Source organism: Dyadobacter ginsengisoli DSM 21015 (genome assembly GCF_059568735.1).
The window spans coordinates 1-25,275 of record NZ_JCANTY010000005.1; the positions used below are offsets into that span (position 1 = coordinate 1).

The window sequence follows — 25,275 nt, forward strand, 5'->3', positions numbered from 1 at the left end:
GAGGCTGAATACTATCGGCAAACTGGATGAGAATTGACACTTTAAATATTTACTAACCCGCAAAAGTGCAAACCAAAACGGAACCACGTCAAGGAGCCTTCATTTTTTTAAATATTCTCAGACTGTGATATCAGCCCAATCCCAACAAGGAATCGATGACGCATTCAGGCGCATCGCGCCATCCTGATATCCTCGTATACTGTCTTTGGTCAGCCGCTTCCACCGTCCGCTTCTCAGCATTTTATACCCATAATAGCAGAAAGATGGTATTGCGCGTAAGCACCCACACGCAAACCCGGACAATGAAAATTTTCACACAATAATCTGCGCTCAACTCATCGGCAGGTTGCCTCCGTTTAATACCTGCCGATGAATTAATTTACCGCCGGCACCTCTTTTATGAGGCCTCAAAATGTTCCAGAATAATAGTTTCACCCGCGCCGTAGACTACACAACCCGAACGAAATACACTATACGCAAATATCTTGTTTATGGCAACTTCTCTGACAATCGCCTTCTCCTTAGGCAGAAAGGAATCTTCCTGCGTATCATATTTTAACTACCTTTGGCCTTGGCTAACGACCGTTATCAAAAAACGATTGGACAGTTCCCGTGCTAATCTCGGATTCAGGAACTATTTTGCTGTGTTATCCTGTCAAAAGGACATTATGACGTATACACTTGCTCAGTGGAAGAAAATACCAGGTTTCTATATTCAGGCCGCGGTAAACTTCCCTGCCCGGTAATTCCGCCAACGGTGTTTACTGTAGTTATTTTCATTAACATTATTCCATAATATTTCTTTACACATTATGCCCAGGTTATTTCCCTTTTTACAACTCCATAATTTTTTGGATGAAAAGTTGAATGCTGAAATTTTGAATTATGCCATAGCGAACCAGGATTCCTTTGTGCCTTCGACAGTATCAAGTCAGGGAACAAGCTCTGTTTCCAATGTACGGGTTTCATTGACCTTGAAAGACCTCGGACCATATAAGTCCATTCTTGAAGAAAAACTTCATAATTCCATTCCCAGTCTGCTTGAAGCCCTTGATGTTCCGGATTTCCCTGTTGCCGCGATAGAGCTCAACTTAACGGCCTATGGGGACGGTGCATTCTTTAGAACACACATCGATACGGCAGTTCATGAGAAAACTCAGACGCGCAGAATGATTAGCGCTATTTACTATTTTCATTCCCAGCCAAGAAAATTTAGTGGCGGAAATCTGTTGATACATCCCATCCCCGTCGGTACCGAAAATGACGAACCCAAAGAGATTATTCCTGAAAATAACTCACTGGCTGCTTTTCCGTCCTTTTCGCCACACGAAGTACTCCCGGTAGTTGCTCCAAACGTGCCATTTAAAGATTTGCGGTTTGCCGTCAATTTCTGGATTCACAAAGCCTGACGAGAAATCTCAGATGACAATGAATTGCAGGCAGTCAGCAAAACAACTCACTTCCTAATGAGTTGATCACATTTGCTTTGATGACCATTGCTGGACAGCAACAATCACCGGTTGTAACGATCTGCCTTTCTCGGTAAGGCTGTATTCGACCGTGGGCGGCACGGTGGCGTAGGCTTGCCTGTAAACAAGCCCTTTTGATTCAAGGAGCCTCAATTCCTTCACCAGCATACGCGTGTTGATCCCGCTTACAGCCCTTTCGAGTTGTTTGAACCGCAGTGTCCCGGACATGAGGGTGTTGACGATCGACATTGTCCATTTACCTGAAATGAGATCCATTGCTGTCCGGAACGGACATTCTTCATTTTGTATTTCAATTTTTTGTTTAATCATAAAAGGCTGTAAATGAGCAACGCTGTACTTTTTATCCCTAAGTAACAAAAGGATAACTACTTGTAAAAGTGAATGGATGAGAGCAATTTCGCACCGACGAAAAACAATCAGATCCACAGATGCTGCCTGACAATATCGAAGACGAACCTGAACAGGGCAACAATCGTCTGGCATGATAGATTCCGAATCAATCTGAAATCCAGGCAAAGCGATCGAGCGGGGTTTTCGGCATAGCTTCCCGGAATTCGAGTAAGACCCACTCAGGTAACCTGGCATTAATGAAATACGATAATGATGCAACTGACAGACATAAGAAATCGGATCACCGAAGAATACGAAAATGTACGCGAGGTTGAAGCCAGTGGGGACCTTTTCTTCATGTATCAAGATGAAGAAAAATTTCCATTTGCCACAATCGTCACGAGTGACAATGACTTTGACAATGTCTCGAACCTTAACCGGGATGGGTTTTACAGGCTCAATATTGGTATCGATAAGATGACCTTTCAAAACCTCTTTGGCTCTGTGCCTTCAAAGTCCGGGATCGGTGGTTATGTTGATTCAGGAATTGACTTCACACGGGAAGACCAATTATTTCCTCATCCATTTTACGGAAGCATGTATTGGGTGAGCATTATCAATCCGTCTGAGAGCAGTTATAAGCAAATTAAGGCTTTTTTGGAATACGCTTACGACAAGGCTAAAACGAATTACAGAAAAGCGAATGCCTAAGAGGATGTAACTGCGAACAATCCCCGGTAAAATACCTGCGTCCGGGCAAACGTCGATAAACTGAAATAAATCTGCCTGCTTCTGCAAGTCCGGCCCAGCCTCATCGCGGGCTTAGTTTTTCAAGTTCCCGAAGTATAAGCTGCTCGTCGCCAAGGTAGAATGCCGCTTTCCGGTAAATGATCCTGTTGTTTTGATCCACAATAAAAATAACCGGCAAATAGGATATCGCGGCGGCCCTTTTGAAATCGCCGTTCGGGTCCAGATAATTGTCAAAGGTCCATTGATGCTCTTTTAGCATTTTTTCGACTTTCGTCACATCCCCGACTGGGTCAAAGTTGATCATGATGACTTTTGTTTGGGTTGATTTCGCTATCGTGTCTTTAAGCGATGCGATGGCGTCCAGGCATAGAATGGAGTTTTTTGCATCAGATTGCCAGGTGAGGACCAGCAGGTTGGAGCCTGGGTGGGCAATGCTCGCCGTGTTGACAATTTTCCCATTCATGTCGGAAATTTCAGCAGACGGCAACTCATTCGAAACCTCTTGCGCGACCGCGAAAGAACCCACGGCAATCCCCAAAAACAGTGTAAACAGAGTGATACGATACGATCTCATGCTAAATTCGTTTATGTACATTTTTCAACCACCAGGCCGTGTAATTGACTCGCGGGGTATTACCACCCGTTTGCAGGAAAAACGTGCCACGCGTATTCCTGGCGTTTGTCTCACACAGTAAGGCCGGTCGTCTACCGCGACAGGTGAACCAAAGCGATCGCAAGCATCAGTTGTAACATTTCCCCGACCCGGTCGCCTCTGCATCCGAAAACGTACTTTCCGCTATGCCATGAAGACAAGCCGAATAATGTCACTTTTCCTGGTTTGTACCTTCCACACACTCATTGCGCAGCAATTCAAAGTAACTGACACCCAGGAAGCTTTCAAAGGGCCGTTTTCGGGTAATGTCATCCTGTACCTGTCCACCAAAAACGAACAACCGAAAGACCGTACCGGCTGGCACTGCTACCGGATGCAGGTGCGGAATGTCAAGCCGGGCGAAACCATTCGTTTTTCCGATTCATCGCTGTCGTATCCTACACTCTTGACACGGCTGGAACGCGGCGAAGACTACATGTAGGTTGTTTGGCACATCAACTACGACGGACGCATCATTGGCCAAAGCACTGGCAACCCTCACAGCATCAGCCGGAAAGTTACGCTCGGCAATCCCGATGAAGTGTTCACGGTCGTTTGCGACCAACGGGTACCCGCGCCTGTTTTTACCGAATCCCGGTTTGTGAAACACCTCAACGCCCCCCTCGGATTTGCTAAGCAAGTTTCATCGAAAACCCATGTCACTAAAAGGGACAAGCGCGCCCGATGCGGTTGATTTTCATCGCTTCACGGAAACAAATCCTATTCGGATCCGGCCCGGGTTGAATTCGTCGACGCCCTGACGATCGGCAGAAAACCTGACGTCGAGGTGGCCTACGACCGGCCCCACATCATGCATAGTATCGAGGACATCATTTACCTGGGCGAACAAAATGTGTCGTTCGACGCCGTGTTCAGTCTCCGAGGTAAAGACGGGCTTCCCCGACCGCTCTATAACTCCGCCACAGGCCAACTGGACAGAAGCCTATTCGAGCATTGGAAAACAATATGACCTTACCCGATATGTGCTTAGAAACTGGCGGAAGCTGCGTAAAGATCTGTCTGGTAAACTGCTTATTTCGGTTGGCCATGAAGATAATGCCTTTCTGAACATTTCAGCGCAGCTGATTGAGCAGAAAATGAAGAAGATCGGAGCCGATATCCGGTTTGAATACTATCCCGGCAACCACTTCACAGTGGCGACGCGGGAGTATCGGCGGGACGAAGACACCTGGTTAAAAACGACCTACCTTCGCTGGCTGGCCACGTCGAAACCCTGACAAAGCACCCTTCAGCATTAGTGCCATTTCCGCTTACCGGACCGACGCTGATGATTTATTTACTAATGATGATCTCAATTGACCGTGCCCTACCATCGTCAAAACGCAGTTTCAACGTGTGTAAACCTGCGGACAATTGTAATTACAGACTGCGGTGGTCAGGCGGGAAATAAAAACGGTACTTCCCGCCTGTAAGTTATTATTCCGCAATATCGCCGGAATGCGTCTGCGAGCATCCCATGAAATCCATATGCCCCATGATCGGTGCGCCGGGAGGCATGTCGAGCACCGAACCAGGCTCAAATTTGATCGGGTTTTTGCCAAACTCGTCGATCTGAGACAATGCGAACAGCATATTGGCCTTCTGTTTGGGCGTGGCCGTGGCAAGCTGTCCTTTCAGCCAATCGCTCAGCTCACCTACTTTCAGCAACGTTTCACCACGCACATTCTCGGGTGCTTTGGAGTCAGCGGCGAGCATGAGCAGGTATTTGAGCGAAAGGTTGTTAACCAGGGTTTGCAATTCGCCCTTGTAGCCGTCCATCGGGGATGATTTCCAGGTTTTTTCAAAAAGCCTGTCGATCACCGGCATCAATCCGGGTTGTTTCGCGTCGCGTGCATTGTACTCGATCAGCCGCGCGGCGCGCTCGGGATTGAGCAGGTATGAGAGCGTAGTGCCAGCCGCAGTTTCAGCAGCCGCAATGGGGTCGAACGTCGGGCCGGTATGGCCGGTGAAAGTTTCCAGACTAGCCGGGTAGCCGCTCGGCCGCGGTGGGATTTTGCTGATCAACGCTTCCGGTAATGCCAGCGCTTCCGGTGTGATTGTGCCGAGCAGCGATTCCAGCGCACGCCATTGTTCCTTAGGCTCCACCATCCGCGTCGTTACCTGGCCGTCGTTTTTGACAGCGTGGGTAAAATACAACCCACCCACCGACTTAGCCACCGCCTCTACCTGGTAGCGATGCAGCAGATAGATCGGCACGAGAACTTCCTCGATCGTCGCCATCGGTTCGCCTTTTTGAATGGCTTTTTCGGAAAAATTATCCAGAACCTTTCTGCGGACCTTCATAATGTTGGTCATCTGGTCGATCGGATTGGCACCATCGTCCCACTGATGCGACGTCGGGTGCGCATTCCCGCCAATGTCGGGAATGTACAAAAAGCCTTGTTTGAGTGTCTCCTGCATGATCTTTTCCAGTCCGGCCTCTTCGTCGGCCCCTTTTGGAAACTCCGCGTAACCCCACATCACCGCACGCTTGTCCCAGGCTCCAATGCCTTTTGCATAAGAATCAGAAATATCGACAGTACCATCCGCTTTCAGGGAAAATCTGGGGAACGGGTAATCCATCACCGAGCCACGATCTTTCGGGCTGGCGGCAAAATTATGATTAAAACCGAGCGTATGCCCTATTTCGTGGGCCGAAAGCTGCCTTACGCGCGCCAGGGCGAGTTCCTGCATGGCATTGGTCGTTTTCTTACCATCTTCATAAGGCTGCAAAAGTCCCTCGGCGATGAGGTAATCCTGGCGGTGGCGGTCGGAGCCGAGCGTCACCACGCCTTTGATGATCTCACCCGTCCGGGGATCGATATACGAGGCCCCTGACGAGAATCCGCGCGGCGCACCGGTGCGGTTGATCCAGTTCACGACATTATACCGGATATCCATCGGATCGGCCCCCTCCGGCAATTCCTTCACCTGGAATGCATTCTTGAAACCGGCAGCCTCGAATGCCTCGTTCCAATAGGCACCGCCTTCGATCAACGCGGTTTTCACGGGCTCGGGTGCTCCGCGGTCGATGTAGTACACAATGGGTTCGACAGCCTCGCTGGGCGCATTACCCGGGTTTTTCTTTTCCAAACGATGCCTGCGAATGAACCGCTTCACAATAGGCTCGGTCATCGGCGCAGAAAAATCCATGTAGCTGAACATCCCGAATGCAGACCTCGGATCGAAACGCCGTGGCTTGTAGTTACCGTCGGGCAGCTCTACAAACGCTTGGTGCATATTGATCGTCACCGCGCCGGGATCGGGCGCGAGGCTGCTGCCACCGCCGCCAAACCGGTTCACATTCGGCGAGCCGCCGGTAAAAGTGACCATCGCTTCGAATTCGGTGTTTTTAGGGAAATTTTTTGTGTTTTCGAGGTAAACAACCGAGCGCGATTCATCGAGCCGGTAAGTACCTCCCGCGCCGCTCGGTGGTGCCACGCTTACGGGCCCGCTCACGCGCCGCACGCCCAGCCGCGCAGCGATGTTCTGACTGTCGCGGATGATGAACGGCGTCAGGTCGACGAGCAGCTTTTCGCCTTCCACCACCACGGGCGCAAAGCCCCAGATTACCGATTTGGCGAATGCATTCTCCACCGCCTTTTGCTCGTCGGCATTTTGTGAAATGGCCCGGTAGTTGGTTACCGGCTCCACGAGCAGCACTTTTGGGCCTACTTTAATGAATTTGGCCAATGCAGAAGACGCCTGCCCACGCTCGGGGCCGCCGTTTCCAACACCTTCGGAAAGCGATGCGAAATAAAGAAACTCCTTGTCGAGCTTGTCCACTTCGAGCAGTACCCTGCCTGTTTTTTCATCATAATAAAAATTGAAAAAACCTTCGTACTTCTTCATGCCCTGCGTGGCGGAGGCAATGCTTGTTGCAGGCGTGGAACCACGCTGGCCGGGCGTTCCGCCCTGATTTTGCGCAAAACTGAGGGTACCGGCTGCCAGCAAAACGGCCAATGCATAGAATCTCAACTTCATAGGATTCGGGTTATGGATGAATGATTTAAATACTATTTTACCTGTTCTGCTTGAAGCAGAAATACTTCCGACCGGTAATCGCCGGTCTTGTTCAGCATCAGTTTACCCCTGATCTTCACAGGCTTGTCGGTATAACCGACTTCCTTCACCATTTTAACCTCCACCATGGACGGAATGTCGCCCTGCCCGCAGTAGGGACACTGGTCCATCGGCACCACGGCGAGCATGAATTCCCTGTGGTTGAGGTCGGCATTGATCGGGATCATGTAACCGGGCAGTTCAACGGCCTTGTTTTGCAACGCTTCCAGCCGGGCGGGAAACGCCGGGACCATCTTAAAGTCGGCGTTCTTCTTATAGGTGCGTTGTGCGATGAGCTTCCAGGTGTCGTTCATCAGCGGGATATGCGCCGGCGGCTGGGCCAGTCCGGCCCAGCCCGACAGCAAAAGAATCAACAACAGCCATTTTTTTGTAAAAATCATTTCAAATTTTCGACATGGTTTCAGAAATATCGGTCCGGTAGGCCTGTATGGCAGGCAGTAATGCGGCCACTAACCCTATAAGCAGACCGGCACCGAGCAGCCAGCCTTCTTCCGGCAAAAAGACGAGACCATCCATCCGTGCCTGCGGCGACCCCTGCCAGTAGCCGATTATGTGCAGGGCACCGTGGCCTAGCAGCATTCCGGCAAGCGAACCGAATGTGGTTAGTAACGCTCCTTCCAACAGGATCATGGTAAAAATCGCCTCGCGCGACGCTCCCATGACGCGCATCACCGCGAGGTCGTACACGCGCTCGCGCAGGGAGTTGTAAAGACTTACAAAAACGCTTATACCTGCCAGCAGCATCAACGCAACCGCAAGCCAGCGTACCGCGTCCACGCCCACCCCGATCAGTGCGAACAGCCGCGCACTTTCCTTCGCGGGAGAAGCCGCCTGCATGGCCGTGGACCGGTTGATCATCGCAGGCAATGTTACCATCGCCATTCTCGACCGATACTGCAGGAGCACGGAGGTAATTTCACGTTTCTCCCCGGCACCGTGCATTTCCCAAATACTTTCCAGCCCCGTAAGCACCAGGTTATCGGCCACATTTCCTTTCGTTTTCAAAATGCCGGCTACAATGTAGGGATGGTCGTCGTGAACATCCTCGTCCGACGAAAGCCCGTGCGAACCATAAATGCGGTCGCCCGCTTTCAATCCCTGTACCTGCGCCACTTCCGCGCCGATCACGACTTCAAATGCTTTGCCCCAGAAATGCCCCGCAGCCAGTTCCAGGCCTTGCAGGCTCACATAACCCGTATCAGTGCCCACGATGCGGAAGCCGGCATAATTATCACCCAATGCAAGCGGGACTGCCTTTTTTATCATCGGATTAGCAGCCAGCAAACGCGCGTCCTCTTCGCTGATATTGCCGGTAGGAAAATCGATAAAATAAATGCTGCTCAATATCAGCTGCAATGGGCTGCCCTTCGCCCCAACCACCAGATCCACACCTCTGGCATTATCGCGCAGCCGCTCGCCTGCCTGGCTCACACCGAGCAGGAGCATCGCCAGCATGCCCGTACCGAATGCAATCAGCAGCAGGTTCAATACAAGCGTCAGTGGCTTGGCTTTAAGATTTTTCCAACTGATCTGAAATGCATTCATGCGAAAGTTCGAACATAAAATCCTTGAAAAAAGCATCCTTAACCCGGTCGTCGTGCGTGGAAATGACCAGCGTAGAGCCTTCCGAAACGGCCAGCTCCGATAGCAAACGGATCACAGCATCGGCATTGCGGTTGTCGAGGCTGCTCGTCGGCTCGTCTGCCAGAAGCAGTTGAGGCCGGTTCACCAGCGCCCGCGCAATGCCCACGCGCTGCGCTTGCCCCTGGCTGAGTTCCTGCGGAAAGCTGCGCCTCTTGTGATCTACACCCAATGCATCCAGCACTTCCCGGATACGAAATGGGTCTTTGGCCACTCCGGCGAAACTTTGCGCCAGTTGCAGGTTTTCTTCCACCGTAAGGCTGCGTATCAAATGCGGCTGCTGGAAGACGATACCGATATGTTTCCCGCGGAATTTATCCAATTCCCGGGCAGAAAACGCGTACAAATCCGTCCTGTTCACCGTCACACACCCCGCCGAAGGCCTTAGCAATCCGCCGAGCATATGCAGCAAAGTCGTTTTCCCGCTTCCCGATTCGCCCAGCAAAAGCCATTGCTCACCCGCACCGACTTTCCAGTCCGGGAAGCACAGCGTGGCGCCGCTCGCGAAGGCTTTGGTCAAAAGGGATGTTTGCAGCATGGGATTTGTCAGTTTGGTCAGGTGTAATCCGCTCCGGGGAGCTTTTATTGATAGTAATGGTCAATGCAGATCGCAGTTCCGGAGGAGCTTTCTGTTTGTAGAAATTTGTATTACAAATCAATTTGCGGGTTCCGTAGGTGCCTCCCGGGCGTATGCGATACGTCATCAGGCGACTCCTCACGGAGTCCGGGCGATTTATCTGCCGATATTTGCTACAAACAGGAAGCCACTCTGTGGCTGGTTTGGCCGGCGACCAGTACCGATCGTCTCTGACAACGCCTGACAATGGCGAACCACTTGACGAAACTTCACATTAACGAACACTACCCCACCACACCCGACCATACCTGATAATTCCTGACCACACTTAACAACTCCTGACCGCTCATTTCCCCGTCCCGCTGGCCTCCCGCACCGTCGGGTACTTAATCCCGAGCTGTTCGAGGTAGGTTGCGTACTTCGTCGGGTCGTAATAGTATTTCTTCATTTCCGGCCGGAATTCGGACATAATCTTTTCGTTGAGATGGATCGCCGGCTTGTCGGTGGCGGAAATGAGGGCTTTGTACTTGACGTCTTTGGTCTGGACATTGTTGAAATATTCCCAGGCATAGCGCAGCACTTCGGGCTTTACCAGCAGGTCTAGCAACGTCATGGCTTCCACCTTGGCACCGGCGGTAACGCCCTTATGCGCAATGGGCGTGGCCATGGCGATCGCGTTCGCCCAATGGTGCCCCGGCAGGCCGGGGATGTTGGCCGGATAGCGCAGTACTACCGTAGGCAGGTTCCAGGAAATATCGGCAATGTCGTCGGAGCCGCCACCGCCGGTGTTGGGTGTGGCCGAAGGTTTGGTCAGCTGGCTCAATGTCGTGGCTAATCCGTTGGTTTCGAGCGCGCCGCCTTCCGGGTTTTGCATTTCCTTCTGTGCCGCCTTGGCCAGTATCTGGTCGTCTTCCGACCATTTGGGCAAGCCTACCCGCTTGATGTTTTCGTACATCGTCTCGGCAATGGCCTGATTGAAATGCCCCGGCCACGCGCTACCCAGTACTTCGTAGCTCATTTTGGTCTCGGTCATCTGTGCCGCGCCCTCGGCGATGCGGATTCCGTCTTTGAACATCTGGGTGATCTTCGGATAAGTCCGTTCGCGGAAATAGTACCATACCGATGCTTTGGAAGGCACCACATTGGGCTGGTCGCCGCCATCCTTGATCACGTAATGCGACCGCTGGGTAGTTTCCATGTGCTCGCGGTGAAAGTTCCAACCGATATTCATCAGCTCCACGGCATCGAGCGCACTCTTCCCGCGCCAGGGCGCGGCGCCAGCGTGGGAGGCCTGTCCTTCGAAGTTGAACTGCACCGACACCATGCCATTGTTCCCGCCGTCGCCATACGAAACCGAGAGGTTGTTGGCCACGTGGGTAAAAATGCAGGCATCCACACCTTTGAAAAACCCATCGCGGACATAATAGGCCTTGGTACCCAACTGCTCCTCGGCCACACCCGGCCAGAGCATAATGGTACCGGGGATCTTTTCGCGTTCCATGATCTTTTTCAATGCCAGCACCGCGGTAATGTTCAGCGGCTGGCCGGAGTTGTGACCTTCCCCGTGCCCGGGCGCTCCCTCGATAACCGGGTCGTGGTAGGCGACGCCCGGCTTCTGGGATGCCTTTGGAATACAATCAATATCGCTGCCGACGGCGATGACCGGCTTTCCGGAACCCCATTTAGCCGTCCAGGCCGTAGGAATGCCGGCAATTTCCTGCTCGATCGTGAAACCGTTTTTCTTTAAAATATCCGTCAGGTACTTCGAAGTTTCGACCTCCTGAAAACCCAGCTCGCCGAAGCTGAATACCATATCGACCATTTCCTGCGTAAACTTCTGCTGGCTGTCGATCTCTTTGGCCATTTCCGTTTTCAGCGCATCGATTTTGGCAGGATTCATTTTGACCTGCGCCAGCGTGTCCGTCGGCAAAGCCAGCATCGCACCTGCTGCGCAGCCCATTCCCCAATGCCGCATTCTCCGGAACAACCCATTTGTTTTTAAAAGCATATCTGGAACCGTTTAAGTGTTGACCTATTTACCTGAACCTGAACTCTTTTCCTCGGCAGGCGCCGAAGTGCGTACTGTCGGGTATTTGATGCCTAACTGTTCGAGGTAGGTCGGATATTTGGCAGGATCGTAATAATATTTCTTCATCTCCGGCCGGAACTCCTCCATGATCTTCTTATTGAGATGGACAGCCGGCTTGTCGGTTTTCGAAATAAGGGCCGTGTACTTGGTATCCTTGGTTTGTACCTCATTGAAATACTTCCAGGCATTGGTCAGGATTTCGGGCTTTACGAAGAGGTCCAGCAATGTCATCGCCTCTGCTTTGGCGCCTGCGGTAACACCTTTGTGCGCAATGGGCGTCGCCATGGCAATGGCGTTGGCCCAGTGATGGCCGGGAAGTCCCGGAATGTTGGCAGGATATCCGAGGACAATTGTCGGCAGATTCCAGGAAATATCGGCAATATCATCCGATCCTCCCCCACCCGACGACGCGGTGGCCATCGGTTTTCTCAACTGGCTCAATGAAGTACTCAAACCATCGTTGGCACGTTCTCCGCCGAAACCTATGGCGGGGCTCTCGACCTCTTTTTGCAATGCACGCGCCAGTTTCTGATCTTCCTCGCTCCATTGCGGCAGGCCTACGCTCTTGATATTCTCGTACATCGCCTCGGCAATGGGCTGGTTCATATGTCCCGGCCACGCGCTGCCGAGTACCTCGTAGGTCATTTTGGTCTCCGTCATTTTCGCGGCTGCTTCGGCAATGCGGATACCGTCTTTGTACATCTGTGTGATCTTCGGGTAGCTGCGCTCGCGGAAATAGTACCATACCGACGCCTTGGAAGGTACCACATTAGGCTGGTCGCCGCCGTCGGTGATCACATAATGCGAGCGCTGGGTGGTTTCCATGTGTTCGCGGTGGTAATTCCACCCGATATTCATCAGCTCCACGGCATCCAATGCGCTTTTTCCGCGCCAGGGTGCCCCGCCCGCGTGGGAGGCCTGCCCTTCGAAATCGAAGCGGACCGAGATCATGCCATTACCTCCGGTGTCACCATAGGAAGTGCCCAGGTTACTGCCCACGTGCGTGAAAATGCAGGCATCGACATCTTTGAAATAACCATCGCGAACGAAATAGGCCTTCGTTGCAAGCTGCTCTTCCGCCACACCCGGCCACAGCATAATGGTACCCGGTATCTTTTCACGTTCCATAATCTTTTTCAATGCGAGAACGGCTGTTACATTCAGCGGCTGACCGGAGTTATGGCCTTCGCCATGGCCCGGGGCTCCCTCGATAATAGGATCATGATAAGCCACGCCCGGCTTCTGCGAAGCTTTTGGAATACAATCAATATCACTGCCCACGGCGATTACCGGCTTGCCCGAGCCCCATTTGGCCGTCCAGGCGGTAGGAATGCCCGAAATGCCCTGTTCAATCGTAAATCCGTTCTTTTGGAGAATATCGGTCAGGTATTTAGAGGTTTCCACTTCCTGAAAACCCAGTTCGCCGAAGCTGAATATCATATCCACCATTTCCTGCGTGAACTTCTTCTGGCCCTCGATGTCTTTGGCCATTTCAGTTTTAAGGGCGTCAATTTTGGCTGGGGTGAGTTTGGTTTGGGCGTTTGCCGCCAGGCAGGGAAGCAGCATGATGGCTGCGAGGTAGCTGAGTATTTTTGCAGATTTATTCATGGGATTTTCGGTTAGAGTACCGGCCTTCGACTTCGCTCAGGCTGACAATGCTTGTGTCAGGCTGAGCGCAGTCGAAGCCCCGGTACTAAATCAGTTTATTGGTTGACAATTCCGCATTCGGGATCGGGAAGATGTACTCCGGCTGCGAGGGTGAAATGGATGGGGCCGAAAGCCCTCCGCTGCCTTTGGCCGGGATCGTGAGCAGGTTGCGCAGCAGGTCATTCGAACGCAGGCCTTCTCCCAGGAACTCAATGCGCCGTTCGATCCAGATCGTTTTTACCAATGCATCCGCCGTTGCAATTTCGGCCGCCGGGAATACATAAGCCGCATCCGAGCGCAGGCGCACGGCTTTCAACAACTCCACCGATTTGGCCAGATCGCCGGTTTTGGCGAGAGCCTCGGCGTAGTTCAGCAACACTTCGGCATAGCGAAGCAGCGGAACATAATCGGTCGTAGGGTTGGTCTGGTTGTATTTTTTTAAATAAGTCAGTCCGCCCGCTACCCTTGTGAATGCGGTTTTCCGGACGTCGGTAGCCGGCCAGGTCGGTTCCCCCAGAATGCCTGTCGGGTTGAGGTTATATTCCAGATTGAGATTGTACTCGTACGCCAGCGAATTCTGCCCGCTTACCAGGTTCAGGGCGGTCATCGGCATCGAGAAGATCGACTCGGCCGTCGTGTAATCTGTAAAAAATACAGTGGTAATGTTGGGTTGCAACTGGTGCTTCACACCTGTAGGCGCACTGAACGGCGCTGCGTCGGATACGATCTTCTTCGCCTCCATGGCCGTTTTGCTATAATCGCCCATCGTCAGGTACACCCTCGTTTTCATCGCGATCGCGGTGTTTTTATGGGCGCGGGTGGTATTTAGCAATGCGGTGGAGTAGTTCACCGGCAAACCGGCCTCTGCTTCATCAAGGTCTTTCAAAATCTGCGCGTATACCTCTGCCACCGTGCTGCGCGCGAGATCGTTGTTTGCGGGTGTACTTTCTCCCTGCATTCGAAGCGGAATGCCCGGGGATGCACCCTTGTCCTTCGCATAAGGCTGCGCATAGCGGGTTATCAGGCCGAAGTAGCAGAATGCGCGTACAAATTTCGCCTCCGCAACGTATTGCGCGGCCGTCGCTGCATCGACCACGTCGGGATGCTTGGGAAGGCCATCGATCAGCAGGTTTGCGGAATTAATGGCGGTATAGGAAGTTCCCCAGGCCGAAGAGGCGTCGTTGGAGCCGGAGGTTACCGTATGGCTCCATGCGTCGTAACCGGTAAAGACATTCTGCGTACGGTTAATAAACTCCTCGCCGCGAATATCAGCCAGCATCAGGTAGCGCCCGCCGTACAGGCTAGCGTGTTTCATCGCACCATACAAACCATTCACCTGACCCAACACGCGGGCCGGTGTGTCGAAAATGTAGGCATCCTGCAAGGCAATATTAGGCACCGGGTTCAGGAGTTCCTTTTCATCGCACGAGGTCATCAGCGCCGTCATAGGCAATGCCAGGCAGGTCAGCCGGAACAACCAGGTATTCACAGGCTTCATAGGAGTGTTTTTGAGGATATTTTTCATGATCAGAAACCGAGGTTTAAACCAAATGTGAATGTGCGGCCCTGCGGAATGGAGTTTTTCTCGACACCCGGGGTCGTGTTGGAATTACCATTGACCGAAATCTCGGGATCGGTGCCGGTGTATTTGGTGAGGATAAACGCATTGAAAACCTGCGCATACAACCGCACCGAGCTCAGCCCCAGCTTACTCAGTATCGGGCCCGGCACGCGGTAACCCAGCGAAACCGACTGCAACCGCAGGAAATCCCCCTTTTCGGCATTCTCGGAGATCGGCCACGACGAGCCGTTCGAAAGCAGATCGCCGTACACGACGCGCGGTATGTTGGTTACCTGCCCCGGTGTGGTCCATCGGTCGAGCACTTCGGTGGTGTTGTTCCAGAAACGCTGGTCGCGCCAGGTGCCCTTCGTACCATTCATCACCAGGTTGCCCCCGGAATAAGTGAAGTTCACACCCAGATCCCATTGCCCGTATTTGACATTATTGATAAAACCGCCATAATAGGTCGGCAGCGCATTGCCGAGCAGGTAATAGTCGTCCACCGCAATGGCAGGTGCGGGAGAGCCGTCCAGATAAGTCCAGCGGCTTCCCCCCGCAGGTACCACGTGGCTGTACTGCACACGCTCGCCCGCCTTGTTGATGAAGATGCGTTGGCCGTTTTCGGGGTTCACACCATCCGTTTTTGCCCCATACAAGCTTCCTACGGAATAGCCAACTCGGGTAATGTTGGTCGCCTCCGCTGCCGTGGAAGTGGTGCCCACCAATTCCGTACCCTGCCCATACAGCTCTGTGACTTTGTTTTTGTTATGTGTGAAATTGAGGCTCGCATTCCAGCTCAGCTTGCCTTTCCGGATGATGTTGGCATTCACGCCGAGCTCGATGCCGTGGTTGTACATCGCGCCGATGTTCATGAATATCGCGTCACCGGGGATACCCTTCGAAGGCGATTGCGGCACATTGAGAATCAATCCGTTGACACTGTTCGCATAATAAGTCGCTTCCAGGGTAATGCGGTCGTTCAGGAAGCTTACGTCGGCGCCGACGTTGGTCTGGCTGCTGGTTTCCCAGCCCAGATCGGGGTTACCCCCCTGGCTGAAATTCCATGTCGGCACGGCGGCGTAGAGGTTCGACTCGTACAATGCAAGTGAGCCGTATGCGCTCACGCCCGAGTTGCCCACACGTCCCCAGCTGGCGCGTAGCTTCACGCTGCTCATGATATCGGCCAGCTTGGAATGTTTGTAAAAATCCTCTTCCGAGATGCTCCATCCACCGGAAACACCTCCGAAATTTCCGTACTTCTTGCCGCTGCCCAGGGCAGAGTTGCCGTCCCGGCGGTAGTTCAGGGTAAAGAAGTATTTTTTGCTGAAATCGTAGGTAAATCGCGAGAATACAGACACCAATGCACTCTCCGTCAACACATTCGCAACAGGGGATATTTGCCCGTAGCTTCCCTGAAATTCGTCGAAAAACGGATCCGAAAGCTGCGTACGGGTGGCACCCCAACCCGATGTCTCGAATTTCTGGACGTCATAGCCCGCCAGCAAAGAAATGTTATGATTGGTAGCGAAGGTGGTTTGATAGTTCAGCGTATTCGTCCAGTTCCAGTTGCTGATCAGCCTGCTGCTATTGGTGGCGCTGCCGTTGGAAGAGTTTCCGGGACCGTGAACCGGGCTGTTGAAACTCACATTTTCGACTTTCAAACGGTCCATTGCGTAGCTCATTTTGTATTGCAAGCCTTTGAATAGCTTCACCGTGGTACCAAAGTTGGCGATAATGCGGTCGTTTTCGGAGGTATACTTATTCAGGTCAAGCAATGGAACGGGGTTATAAAAGTTGCTCGCCACCTTATTGTTGCCCATGCCCAGCGTATTGGACGAGCTCACATTATACGAGCCATCGGGGTTCACTGCGTATACGTTTGGAGCGGAAAGCCAGGCAAGCCGCGCCGAGCCCACCAATCCGAATGCGTTACCGCTCAGCGAGCCAGTGTTCGGCGAGGCATTCAGGCTGGTATTGTAATTGATATTTCCGGAAAAAGACAGCCACGAATTAAGTTTGTGATCGATATTGAAACGCGCCGCTTTCCGTGTAAACTGATTGGTTTTCAGAATGCCTTTCTGATTGCTGTAATTCGTGGAAAAGTAATATTTTGTCGACTCCGAACCGCCGGATACGCTGATGCTATGGTTTTGCGAAACGCCGGTCTGATATACCTGGTCATACCAGTTGGTATTCACGATGGAGCCGTCCTCCCGGATAATAGGAAAAAAAAGCGCCGACGCCACGGCATCGTTGTTCGCATTACCGCCCAGGATCTTGGCATTCATCACTCCTTCATTTTTGATATCCATAAACTGCTGCGCGTCGAGCATTTTGGGCAGGCGTGTCGCTTTGGTAATGCCTGTCCAGCCTTCGTACGTCACTTTCGCCTTACCCGTTTTGCCGCTTTTGGTCGTGATCAGCAGCACGCCAGCAGCTGCCCGTGAACCGTAAATGGAAGTCGAGGCGGCATCTTTCAGCACGTCGATCGACTCGATATCGGCAGGATTAATGTCCCCAAGCGGGTTGTTGGCCACGGTGGTGTTGGCCGAAATGTCGCCGGTATTGATCGGAATACCATCCACTACAATCAATGGAAACGAGCTGAGCGAAATAGAGTTAATGCCCCTGATGCGGATTACCGGCGGGTTGTTCAAAACACCATTCGGCTGACCGATGCTAACGCCCGTCGCACGACCCGCAAGCCCCTGGTCGAAACTTTGCACCGGCATATCTTTCAGCTTATCCCCCGATACCCGGGCCGCCGAACCGGTAAACTCCTCCTTGGACTGTGTTCCATACCCCACGACCATCAGCTCATTCAACTGTTTCGTACTGCTCGCCAGTTTGATATTGATCGCCGACTGGCCACCGACCGCTACTTCCTGCGCCAGGTAGCCCACGTACGAGAACACCAGCACGGGTGCGCCTGAGTCGGACACCTTGATGATGTACTTGCCGTTCATGTCGGTAATGGTACCGGTGGAGGTGCCTTTCACGAGCACCGCTACCCCAGGCAATGCTTCGCCATTATCGTTGTCGGTCACAACACCCGATATTTCCCGGTCGGCCGGGCGCACGAGCGATGCCAGCAGGATTTCCGTTTTCTGGATCTGGCCGGTCGGCCTGGCTTCCTTCTCAACGATTACTACGGTGCCCCTTTGTTCCCGGTAGTCGAGGCGGGTCGGACCCAGCAGCTCGTCGAGCACTTCGTCCACCGGCTTGTGGTTCACGGTGATACTGACCCGATAGGGTGCCACGAGCGCTTCGTTGTACACAAATTTGAAGCCGGTCTTTTTCTTGATCAGGTTCAATGCTTCTTTCAGGCTCCTGTCCCTCAGCGTCAGGTCGATCGTCACTTCCTGAAGGCTCTGCTTAGTGTCGCCACCCGCCTGGGCAACCGGCACCGTGATCAGCAATACAAAAAATAAGAAGGACACGGTTCGGCATGTCCATTTGAGCATGGACACTAAACTTCTGGTACAATTTTTCATACCTTTGAATGAGTTGGGGTTAATCATAAAACATTAATTCCAGCTTCCGGATAGCAAGATCAGTCAGTGATTGGCGTTACGTTCTGATTTTCACTATCACATAGTCCGGCAGGCTTCGGTTTGCCGGATTTTTTGCGTTGAAGGCAGTCTTTACTTACATAGGCACGGATTTTCTCTTTTTGCTAAGTGTTATCTGATTGTTTTCAAAGCGGTATTCCAGGTTGTTGGCGAGGGATAACAGATCGAGAATGCGAGGAAGGGAGTCGGTTGAGGTAAATTCGGCAGACATATGATATTGCCGTATCGATTCCTCTGCCCGGATCTTTACATCAAATTTATTTTCAAGAATGGCAATCACATTGGCGAAGCTCTCGTTGTCGAACAGCAGTTTGCCTTCCTTCCATGCCACGGCGTTAGCGCTGTTGACCGCTACTTTTTTGATCTCGCGGGTTTTAATATCATAATACACCTGCTCGTTGGGCAAAAGGATTTTTTTATCAGGCCCTGTGCCTCCGCCGGCTTTTTGGACTTCCACCTTCCCCCTTGTAACGGTTACCAATATACTTTTCAGAAAATGGTAGGATCGGATATTGAATGCCGTCCCTAACACGCGGGTTGTCGTACCGGACGCTTCCACAAAGAATGGCTTCGACTCATCCCTTTCGATATCGAAATAAGCTTCTCCTTCGAGCAGCATTACCTTCCTTGAATGCGCTTCGAAATGCGAGGGATATTCCATCCTGCTCGATTCGTTGAGCCATACCATAGAGCCGTCTGGAAGTTTTATCTCCTTTCGCTCTCCCTTCCCTGTCGCTACCGAAACGGTATTCCCGAAGAATGGGAGGAAATTGTGTTTCCAGGCATAGAACCCGATACCCATCACGATCAGCACCGATGCGGCAATGCGAAACGTCCGGGAAACTGCCTTCCATGGCTGGGGACGGAGCGGTTGGACCTGCCCCTTTTGGTCGCCGCTTTCTGCGTCGAGTCGCGTTGCCAGCGCTTCGTTCAGTTTACCTTCGCCCAGCAGACGGAAAAAAACGTCAAGTTCCTCTTTGCTCAACGCATTATCCACATAGCGCTTGACGAGTGTTTCCAGGAATCGCTTTTCTTCCATTTTTCCGGCTATTTATGATGAAGACGGACGCGGGGGATGTTAGGGTACCCCTTCGCCAAAAATTTATGTTAATTTTTTGCGGGATTGGTCACCAAACCAGCATACCGCAGATAACCAGCGAATTGAACGAAAGCCCGAAGCTTTTGCAAGCAGAGTATTTAATATACTTGATCGCCTTCACCATGTGTTTTTTGATCGCATTGCGGGAAATGCCCAGGACTTCGGCGGCTTCGTCGTAGGTATGCTCCATTTCACGGCAAAGGCGGAACACCTCCTGGTCGCGCGGGGAGAGCTCGTGCAATACTTTTTGAAGATAATGCTGATATTCTTCGGATTGCAGGGATTCTTCGACGTGACTGGCATATTGCAGCGAGGCCCGGATGATCTCCTCCCGCGCCGAACGCTCGGTCGCCGCATGACGAAGAAAGTCGAGTACCCGGTTTTTGGAAACGGTAAAAAGGTAGGCTCGGAAGGATTGCAGGTTCGGCAGCGTCTCGCGTTTCTCCCATACTTTCAGGAATATCTCCTGGCACAGGTCCTCGGTATGCTCGGCAGATTTGACGAATTTGAGAACGTAGCGGTTTATCTCGCCATGGTAATGACGGTACACCTCATCGAAAGCCTTGCTGTCTCCCAAAGCAATGTCTTTCAGCAGAACAGTTTCATCGAGCGTGTCCATCTTTGAGTAAATCTTGATCCGACCAAATATCGTTTCCCTAATTTAGCCACATATTCACGAAAATTTCAAGATTTTCAAAAGTTACGATTCATTAATTTCGCATTTCCCAATAATGGATTAGTATAATTATGATTTTTATAGAAAAGTTGAAATAATCGACTGAAAGCAAAGGATTAAAAAACGCTACTTTCAAACGGCCGACTACCTGATTGGACGTCCTAAATCCGCTACGCCATTCTCACTATCGGAAAGTGAATTCGCATAACTCACTTTTCGAACAACGAATAATCTTCCTTTTCCTCCGGTTCAAAGTGGAAGCCTTCCGATTCAGCGGGCATTTTGTCCGATGTGTAAATGAACGGGCATGATTACGCCGAATTTCGTTCGTCGGTTGAAGCCGCGTGAGATAACCATTGTCTTAATCCGGAGCTTCCGCCAGGGAAAATCAAGCACATCAATCGCCAATAAATGATGTACCTGTATAGCCTATCCGCCATCAGGTCAACTTTCGGGAAAGGCCTTAAGGCAGACTTTTTTGCACAAACTATGTCAATGCCCGGCGCTGCGGAAAAAACACCCGTCAAATGCTTAATCAGACTGAATTGGATGATCTCCCTGATGTCCTCGGTTTTTATCTTTACATTTCTATCTGCCATTACCAATGACCTGGGCAAAGCAGTAAACCCGTTCTTCGAAGCGTTCCTGTTCACTGCTGCGACCAGCTTTTGTAACCTGGCACTATTGGCAGTTTTTCCGAAGTATAGTGATGCGGCGGATAAATTGGTCAATGTAAAATTTTATTTTTCCAGCTATCTGGGTGCCTTTGTCATCGGGACTATGACTATGCTTCTTTACCCTGCACTCACAGGACTTCAATGGAGGAACGGAGAGTTTCATTTTCTTCCCGCGACAATATCCATACTAACCCTTAACAGCCTCATTCTGACTTTGCAAAAAATAGTTATCCTGCAGCGCAAGAAAGTGAGAAGCGAAATCGAAAACCTTCAATTGAAATCCAATGCCAGCGAAACCGCCAATTTACTGTTACGGCAGCAAATCCATCCTCATTTCCTCTCTAATTCGTTGAGTACGATCAAATCGCTCTATAATGAAGATCATAAACAAGGCGAAGATACCCTTCTTTCAGGTCGGGTTTTCCCTGCTTCCTTTCTGGGCTCCATTTAAAAAATGATAGAAGCCATCTCCTGATGATTTGTGCGCTGACAGAATTGTGTCACGAGCCACTCATTGGACGATCAGGAAAGTGTCCAGTGTGCAATTTTGCTGCCACAGCCAAACCGAAATTTTCATCATTCGAGTCACATCATGTCCCGCAATGCGCCTTTATAGCTTTCTCCGATCGGGATGCAGACCTGCCCCACGTGCACTTCGCTTTTGCCAATTACCGTCAGATGTGAGACACCAACCATATATGAGCGATGAATACGACGGAACAGTGTCTGTGGCAGCAATTCCGAAATCGACTTCATTGTCATGTGGGTGATGTAACTACCATGCGTGGTTTTCAGGATCACATAGTCCTTAATGGATTGAACCCACAGTATGTCCTGATGTTCCAGTTTGAGTAATTTGCCGTTCACTTTGAAATATGAATGCGAGGTTTGCGGATGCACGGGCAGAAGTTTCTGAAACCGCGCAATGCTTTTGACAAGCCTTTCATAGGTCACCGGTTTAAGCAGGTAATCTACTGCATCCAGTTCATAGCTGTATGCGGCATATTCCGGGAACGCGGTGGTGAAAATAACAGCGGGCGGGGTTTTCAGGCTTTTAATGAATTCGACGCCGCTTAGTACGGGCATTTTGATGTCCAGAAAAATAAGGTCTAACGAAGTTTTTGCAACGATCTCGAAAGCCTCGATTGCATTCGCGTACTTACCGAGCAGTTGCAGGTCATCTATTCTGGAAATATGGTTTTCCAGTACCTGCCTTGCCAGAGGCTCGTCGTCGACAACAATGCATTTTATCATTCCGACCTTAATGTTAAATTCAGCTGAACTTCATAACGATCCGTGTCCTCTGTTACCTGCATCCGATGGGTGTCCGGGTACAGCAGGGCCAATCGTTTCAATGCATTAGCCAGTCCGACACCCGTTCCCGATGAAACCTTACCGATGGAAGGCTTGCTATTTTTCACTTCCATCACCAGCTCATTTTCAAAGCAACAAATAATGATTTGAACGTAGCCCGTTGCGATCTCATCCCTTATGCCGTGCTTGAAAGCATTTTCCACAAAAGGAAGCAACAGTAACGGTTCAATGTTCGGGATATCCGTGATGCCCTGGGTTTCAAATGTAATAGAAATGTACTCGGAAAATCGTACGGCCTCCACATCTGTAAAGCTTCTCAGGAAAGCAATCTCTTTGGAAAGTTTTACGCGCGCCAATGCGGAGTCGTAAAGCACATAGCGCATGATTTCGGTATGCCCGGCTAAAAGCGCAGCTGTTTTTTCCGATCCCTGCAATGCAAGCGAATAAATGTTGTTGAGGGTATTGAAGAAAAAGTGAGGTTGAAGCTGGACTTTCAGAGCACTGAGTTCTACTTCCAGCTGCTGGCTGCGAAGTGCTTCCAACTGACGGGCCAGGCGCCCGGCCCTCAGATAATAAGCCAAGGCAGTGATAACCAACAAATCCCGAAAAATGTAGATGATGCTGAAATGCAGCAGGGTGTCGGCTTCAAACCAGGTAGCGGCTCGCGTTACCATCGCTGCCGGCAGAAATTGCATGTGGGAGATCAGCCAATAGTTGCCGACGTAATAGAAATTCAAAGCGACGAGAAATAGTGCCAGCAATGCGATGAAAGCAAGCGGGCGTTTCCTGAACAAATATTTCCGGATAAGTAACTTATAATAAAGCCAATATGGAACCATATTGAGTGCGCCATAGACGAGCCGGTCCGGTATTTCTCCCATGAAGAGTGCCGCAGAGCCTCGTTCCCTAAAATTATATTCGAGGCTGGAAATGATCGGAAACAAAATGAAATAGGTCAGGAAAAATGCAATTTCTGTCCTTACCTCGTGATGCTGCAGGTTACTTTTGTACGACTTCATTGCAGTAATTTACCCAAAATTTCACAGGTCGGCGGCTCAGCTGGCACCGCTTCCATCCTTTTCGACGAAACCGGCAAAAATTTCGACGGGCGGACCTCCTGATTCAAACGGACGAAATCACTTACCTTTCCGTCTAAATCCACAAAATGACTCGCCAGCCGGCATTACTTTTCGAAACAACAACCTGTGTTTCGCAATGAAGGCATTTCAAATTTTGGCATTGGGGCTACTATTGTTTCCCGCCGGGCAAACCATTTGGGCGCAAGACGCCCAACGTATTATCACCTCCGTGAAGCAACGACAGGCTTCACTAAGGTCGCTATCTTACCGATTACAACGGACCGATACACTGGTAACGGGTGACGTCAGGACGATGTCGGGAAAAGCCATCATCGAGTTAGACCCGGCGGACAAGACCATCGGCTTTCGTTTTTGGGCTCAAAGAGATGGTTTCGACCAGCAAACCATTTTCGACGGTCGCCTGGGTTATGTTTCAGACACGCTTAATAAGACATACAAAATCATATCCGATCCGACCGGGAACATTTTTTACAGCACCACAGGCGGACAGATGATTGTCCACGATCTGATCAAACTGGACACGGCAGCGGCAACAGGCATTACCGCAAGCCAGGACGAGCATTATTACTACCTGACAATCAACTACCCTGATCTGACCGAGCACGATGTCAGCAAACGCCGCAAAGTGCTCACCATTGACAAAAAAAGCATGTTGCCCGTACAAGTGCGAAAATATCAGGAAACGCTGGGGAAGGTCCAGGACTTGCTGTTTCAGGTATTCGACCTGAGTAAAAACAAGCATTACGACTTCTCAGACCCTGTTTTTATTAAAAATTACAAGCAAGAAATAGCTCCCTTAAAGGCGGAAAATCCCTTGTCAAAACTATTAGGCAGTACGGTCGGCACCATAATGCTTCCGTCATTCGAAAATGATAAAAGCCATTCGCTCGTGCCCCATGGAAAAGTCGTTTTGCTGGATTTCTGGGAGGCCTGGTGTGGGCCATGCATTGCATCCATGCCGAAGATCCAAAGACTTTATGACCGGTACAAAGCGCATGGCTTGCAGGTTTACGGCATTATTCATGAAACCAGCCAGTTAAGTATTTCCAAAAAGCGTGCCGAAAAGACCGGAGTGACTTTCCCGATGCTTGTCGGAAACGAAGCGTCAAAAAAATCCTTTCATGTTTCGGCGATTCCTCTTTACATCCTGATCGGCAAGGATGGAAAGGTGCTCTTTCTCCACGAGGGCTTCTCTGATGATCTCGAAAATGAAATTCAGAAGGCGCTGGCCCGGTGAGACATCACATTCTTTTAAACCCCATACCGTGAAGCAATGGCCCGGTGGAAGGCATCCGCTCATTTATTTAGCGAGCTGTTCCGCCAAACCGATTAAAATCCCCTCGGCTCCGCGAATGTAGCAGAGTCGGTACGAGTCCTCGTACTGAACCACTTCGCCAACGAGCTGAGCGCCATGTTTGCTGAGCCGGGATACCATCTCGTCAATATCCTCGACCGTGAACATAAGACGCAGATAACCGAGAGAGTTCACAGGAGCAGTCCTGTGATCTGAAATAACAGGCGGCGTGAGAAATCGCGAAATTTCCAGCCGGCTGTGGCCATCCGGGGTAACCATCATAGCAATCTCCACGCACTGATTGCCCAGTCCGGTAACCCGACCAGCCCATTCCCCTTCGACGGTGGCCCTTCCTTCGAGCGTCAGGCCCAGCTCCGTGAAAAAAGAAATAGCGTCATCGATGGATTCTACCACGATGCCGACATTATCCATTCGCAATAATTTATTTTTTGCCATAGTTTTATCTATTTCTTAATCAGAACTTATAATCTTGGCTTGAACCTTCACTTAATGAGCTTACTTCCAAGCATCTTTTGTATTAAAGTTGTGCATAACCTGAAACACACGTATTGCGTATTTTGTATATTTCTGAGATATTCTTGATCTATTTTTCAAATCTACAAAATAACTAGCACTGCCAGTGACATAAACAGTTTAGAGATTTTTTCATCACTAAAATGCATTCAAACAGCTCTGGCCAGCTTTATGTCCAGGGAAATTACT

The 25,275-nt window shown here is 50.9% G+C and carries 21 protein-coding genes; 6 read left to right on the plus strand and 15 right to left on the minus strand.

Annotated features, from left to right (window positions below):
- The first annotated feature begins 851 nt into the window (after positions 1–851).
- Positions 852–1,409, plus strand: a complete 558-nt coding sequence (locus tag BP71_RS18530) for a 2OG-Fe(II) oxygenase (RefSeq protein ID WP_496381886.1) — start codon at positions 852–854, stop codon at positions 1,407–1,409.
- Positions 1,410–1,475: 66 nt separating this feature from the next.
- On the opposite strand, the gene BP71_RS18535 is transcribed toward BP71_RS18530, so the two are convergent.
- The gene (locus tag BP71_RS18535) at positions 1,476–1,799 is read right to left on the minus strand and encodes a winged helix-turn-helix transcriptional regulator (protein WP_496381888.1); all 324 of its coding nucleotides are present in this window, start codon (positions 1,797–1,799) and stop codon (positions 1,476–1,478) included.
- Positions 1,800–2,090: 291 nt separating this feature from the next.
- Here BP71_RS18535 and BP71_RS18540 point away from each other — a divergent pair, with 291 nt between their 5' ends.
- Positions 2,091–2,531: a DUF6194 family protein gene (locus BP71_RS18540; RefSeq protein ID WP_496381890.1), complete on the plus strand. Its 441-nt coding sequence runs from the start codon at positions 2,091–2,093 to the stop codon at positions 2,529–2,531.
- A 100-nt stretch (positions 2,532–2,631) separates the two neighbouring features.
- Here BP71_RS18540 and BP71_RS18545 read toward each other — a convergent pair whose 3' ends face one another.
- The gene (locus tag BP71_RS18545) at positions 2,632–3,144 is read right to left on the minus strand and encodes a TlpA family protein disulfide reductase (protein ID WP_496381892.1); all 513 of its coding nucleotides are present in this window, start codon (positions 3,142–3,144) and stop codon (positions 2,632–2,634) included.
- A gap of 247 nt (positions 3,145–3,391) precedes the next feature.
- Here BP71_RS18545 and BP71_RS18550 point away from each other — a divergent pair, with 247 nt between their 5' ends.
- Both BP71_RS18550 and BP71_RS18555 read left to right on the plus strand, forming a co-directional pair.
- Positions 3,392–3,664 (plus strand): hypothetical protein, encoded by a 273-nt coding sequence (locus BP71_RS18550; protein WP_496381894.1) that lies wholly within the window; start codon positions 3,392–3,394, stop codon positions 3,662–3,664.
- A gap of 409 nt (positions 3,665–4,073) precedes the next feature.
- Positions 4,074–4,460: a dienelactone hydrolase family protein gene (locus BP71_RS18555; RefSeq protein WP_496381896.1), complete on the plus strand. Its 387-nt coding sequence runs from the start codon at positions 4,074–4,076 to the stop codon at positions 4,458–4,460.
- 199 nt (positions 4,461–4,659) lie between these two features.
- On the opposite strand, the gene BP71_RS18560 is transcribed toward BP71_RS18555, so the two are convergent.
- The 10 genes from BP71_RS18560 to BP71_RS18605 all read right to left on the minus strand — a co-directional run bounded on the left by BP71_RS18560 (position 4,660) and on the right by BP71_RS18605 (position 20,110).
- Positions 4,660–7,206 (minus strand): zinc-dependent metalloprotease, encoded by a 2,547-nt coding sequence (locus tag BP71_RS18560; RefSeq protein WP_496381898.1) that lies wholly within the window; start codon positions 7,204–7,206, stop codon positions 4,660–4,662.
- 32 nt (positions 7,207–7,238) lie between these two features.
- Positions 7,239–7,685, minus strand: a complete 447-nt coding sequence (locus tag BP71_RS18565) for a hypothetical protein (protein ID WP_496381900.1) — start codon at positions 7,683–7,685, stop codon at positions 7,239–7,241.
- 1 nt (position 7,686) lies between these two features.
- Positions 7,687–8,850 carry an ABC transporter permease gene (locus BP71_RS18570; protein ID WP_496381902.1) on the minus strand — a complete coding sequence of 388 codons (1,164 nt, stop codon included), beginning with the start codon at positions 8,848–8,850 and terminating at the stop codon, positions 7,687–7,689.
- Entirely contained in the window at positions 8,816–9,484 is a 669-nt protein-coding gene (locus BP71_RS18575) for an ABC transporter ATP-binding protein (RefSeq protein ID WP_496381904.1), read from the minus strand. Before BP71_RS18575 ends, BP71_RS18570 begins: the two co-directional genes overlap by 35 nt.
- Positions 9,485–9,869: 385 nt before the next feature.
- Positions 9,870–11,462, minus strand: a complete 1,593-nt coding sequence (locus tag BP71_RS18580; protein WP_496383126.1) for an amidohydrolase — start codon at positions 11,460–11,462, stop codon at positions 9,870–9,872.
- A 93-nt stretch (positions 11,463–11,555) separates the two neighbouring features.
- Positions 11,556–13,220 carry an amidohydrolase gene (locus tag BP71_RS18585; RefSeq protein ID WP_496381906.1) on the minus strand — a complete coding sequence of 555 codons (1,665 nt, stop codon included), beginning with the start codon at positions 13,218–13,220 and terminating at the stop codon, positions 11,556–11,558.
- An 85-nt stretch (positions 13,221–13,305) separates the two neighbouring features.
- Positions 13,306–14,784, minus strand: coding sequence for a RagB/SusD family nutrient uptake outer membrane protein (locus tag BP71_RS18590; RefSeq protein ID WP_496381908.1), 1,479 nt, complete (start codon positions 14,782–14,784; stop codon positions 13,306–13,308).
- A gap of 2 nt (positions 14,785–14,786) precedes the next feature.
- The gene (locus tag BP71_RS18595) at positions 14,787–18,260 is read right to left on the minus strand and encodes a SusC/RagA family TonB-linked outer membrane protein (protein WP_496381910.1); all 3,474 of its coding nucleotides are present in this window, start codon (positions 18,258–18,260) and stop codon (positions 14,787–14,789) included.
- Positions 18,261–18,468: 208 nt separating this feature from the next.
- Positions 18,469–19,431 carry a FecR family protein gene (locus BP71_RS18600; RefSeq protein WP_496381912.1) on the minus strand — a complete coding sequence of 321 codons (963 nt, stop codon included), beginning with the start codon at positions 19,429–19,431 and terminating at the stop codon, positions 18,469–18,471.
- An 88-nt stretch (positions 19,432–19,519) separates the two neighbouring features.
- Complete coding sequence (locus BP71_RS18605) at positions 19,520–20,110, minus strand: RNA polymerase sigma factor (protein WP_496381914.1); 591 nt, start codon at positions 20,108–20,110, stop codon at positions 19,520–19,522.
- Between the two features lie 606 nt (positions 20,111–20,716).
- Between BP71_RS18605 and BP71_RS18610 the strand changes: the two genes are divergently transcribed.
- Positions 20,717–21,295: a histidine kinase gene (locus BP71_RS18610; RefSeq protein WP_496381916.1), complete on the plus strand. Its 579-nt coding sequence runs from the start codon at positions 20,717–20,719 to the stop codon at positions 21,293–21,295.
- Between the two features lie 134 nt (positions 21,296–21,429).
- Here the strand turns inward: BP71_RS18610 and BP71_RS18615 are convergent, their stop codons facing one another.
- Together BP71_RS18615 and BP71_RS18620 are read right to left on the minus strand one after the other, a co-directional pair.
- Positions 21,430–22,098, minus strand: a complete 669-nt coding sequence (locus BP71_RS18615; protein ID WP_496381918.1) for a LytR/AlgR family response regulator transcription factor — start codon at positions 22,096–22,098, stop codon at positions 21,430–21,432.
- Entirely contained in the window at positions 22,095–23,177 is a 1,083-nt protein-coding gene (locus BP71_RS18620; protein WP_496381920.1) for a sensor histidine kinase, read from the minus strand. The genes BP71_RS18615 and BP71_RS18620 overlap by 4 nt, the downstream gene beginning before the upstream one ends.
- Positions 23,178–23,373: 196 nt before the next feature.
- On the opposite strand from BP71_RS18620, the gene BP71_RS18625 reads away from it, so the two are divergent.
- On the plus strand, positions 23,374–24,495 hold the full coding sequence (locus tag BP71_RS18625; protein ID WP_496381921.1) for a redoxin family protein: 1,122 nt from the start codon (positions 23,374–23,376) through the stop codon (positions 24,493–24,495).
- Positions 24,496–24,558: 63 nt separating this feature from the next.
- On the opposite strand, the gene BP71_RS18630 is transcribed toward BP71_RS18625, so the two are convergent.
- The gene (locus BP71_RS18630) at positions 24,559–24,984 is read right to left on the minus strand and encodes a VOC family protein (protein WP_496383127.1); all 426 of its coding nucleotides are present in this window, start codon (positions 24,982–24,984) and stop codon (positions 24,559–24,561) included.
- Between the last annotated feature and the right edge of the window lie 291 nt (positions 24,985–25,275).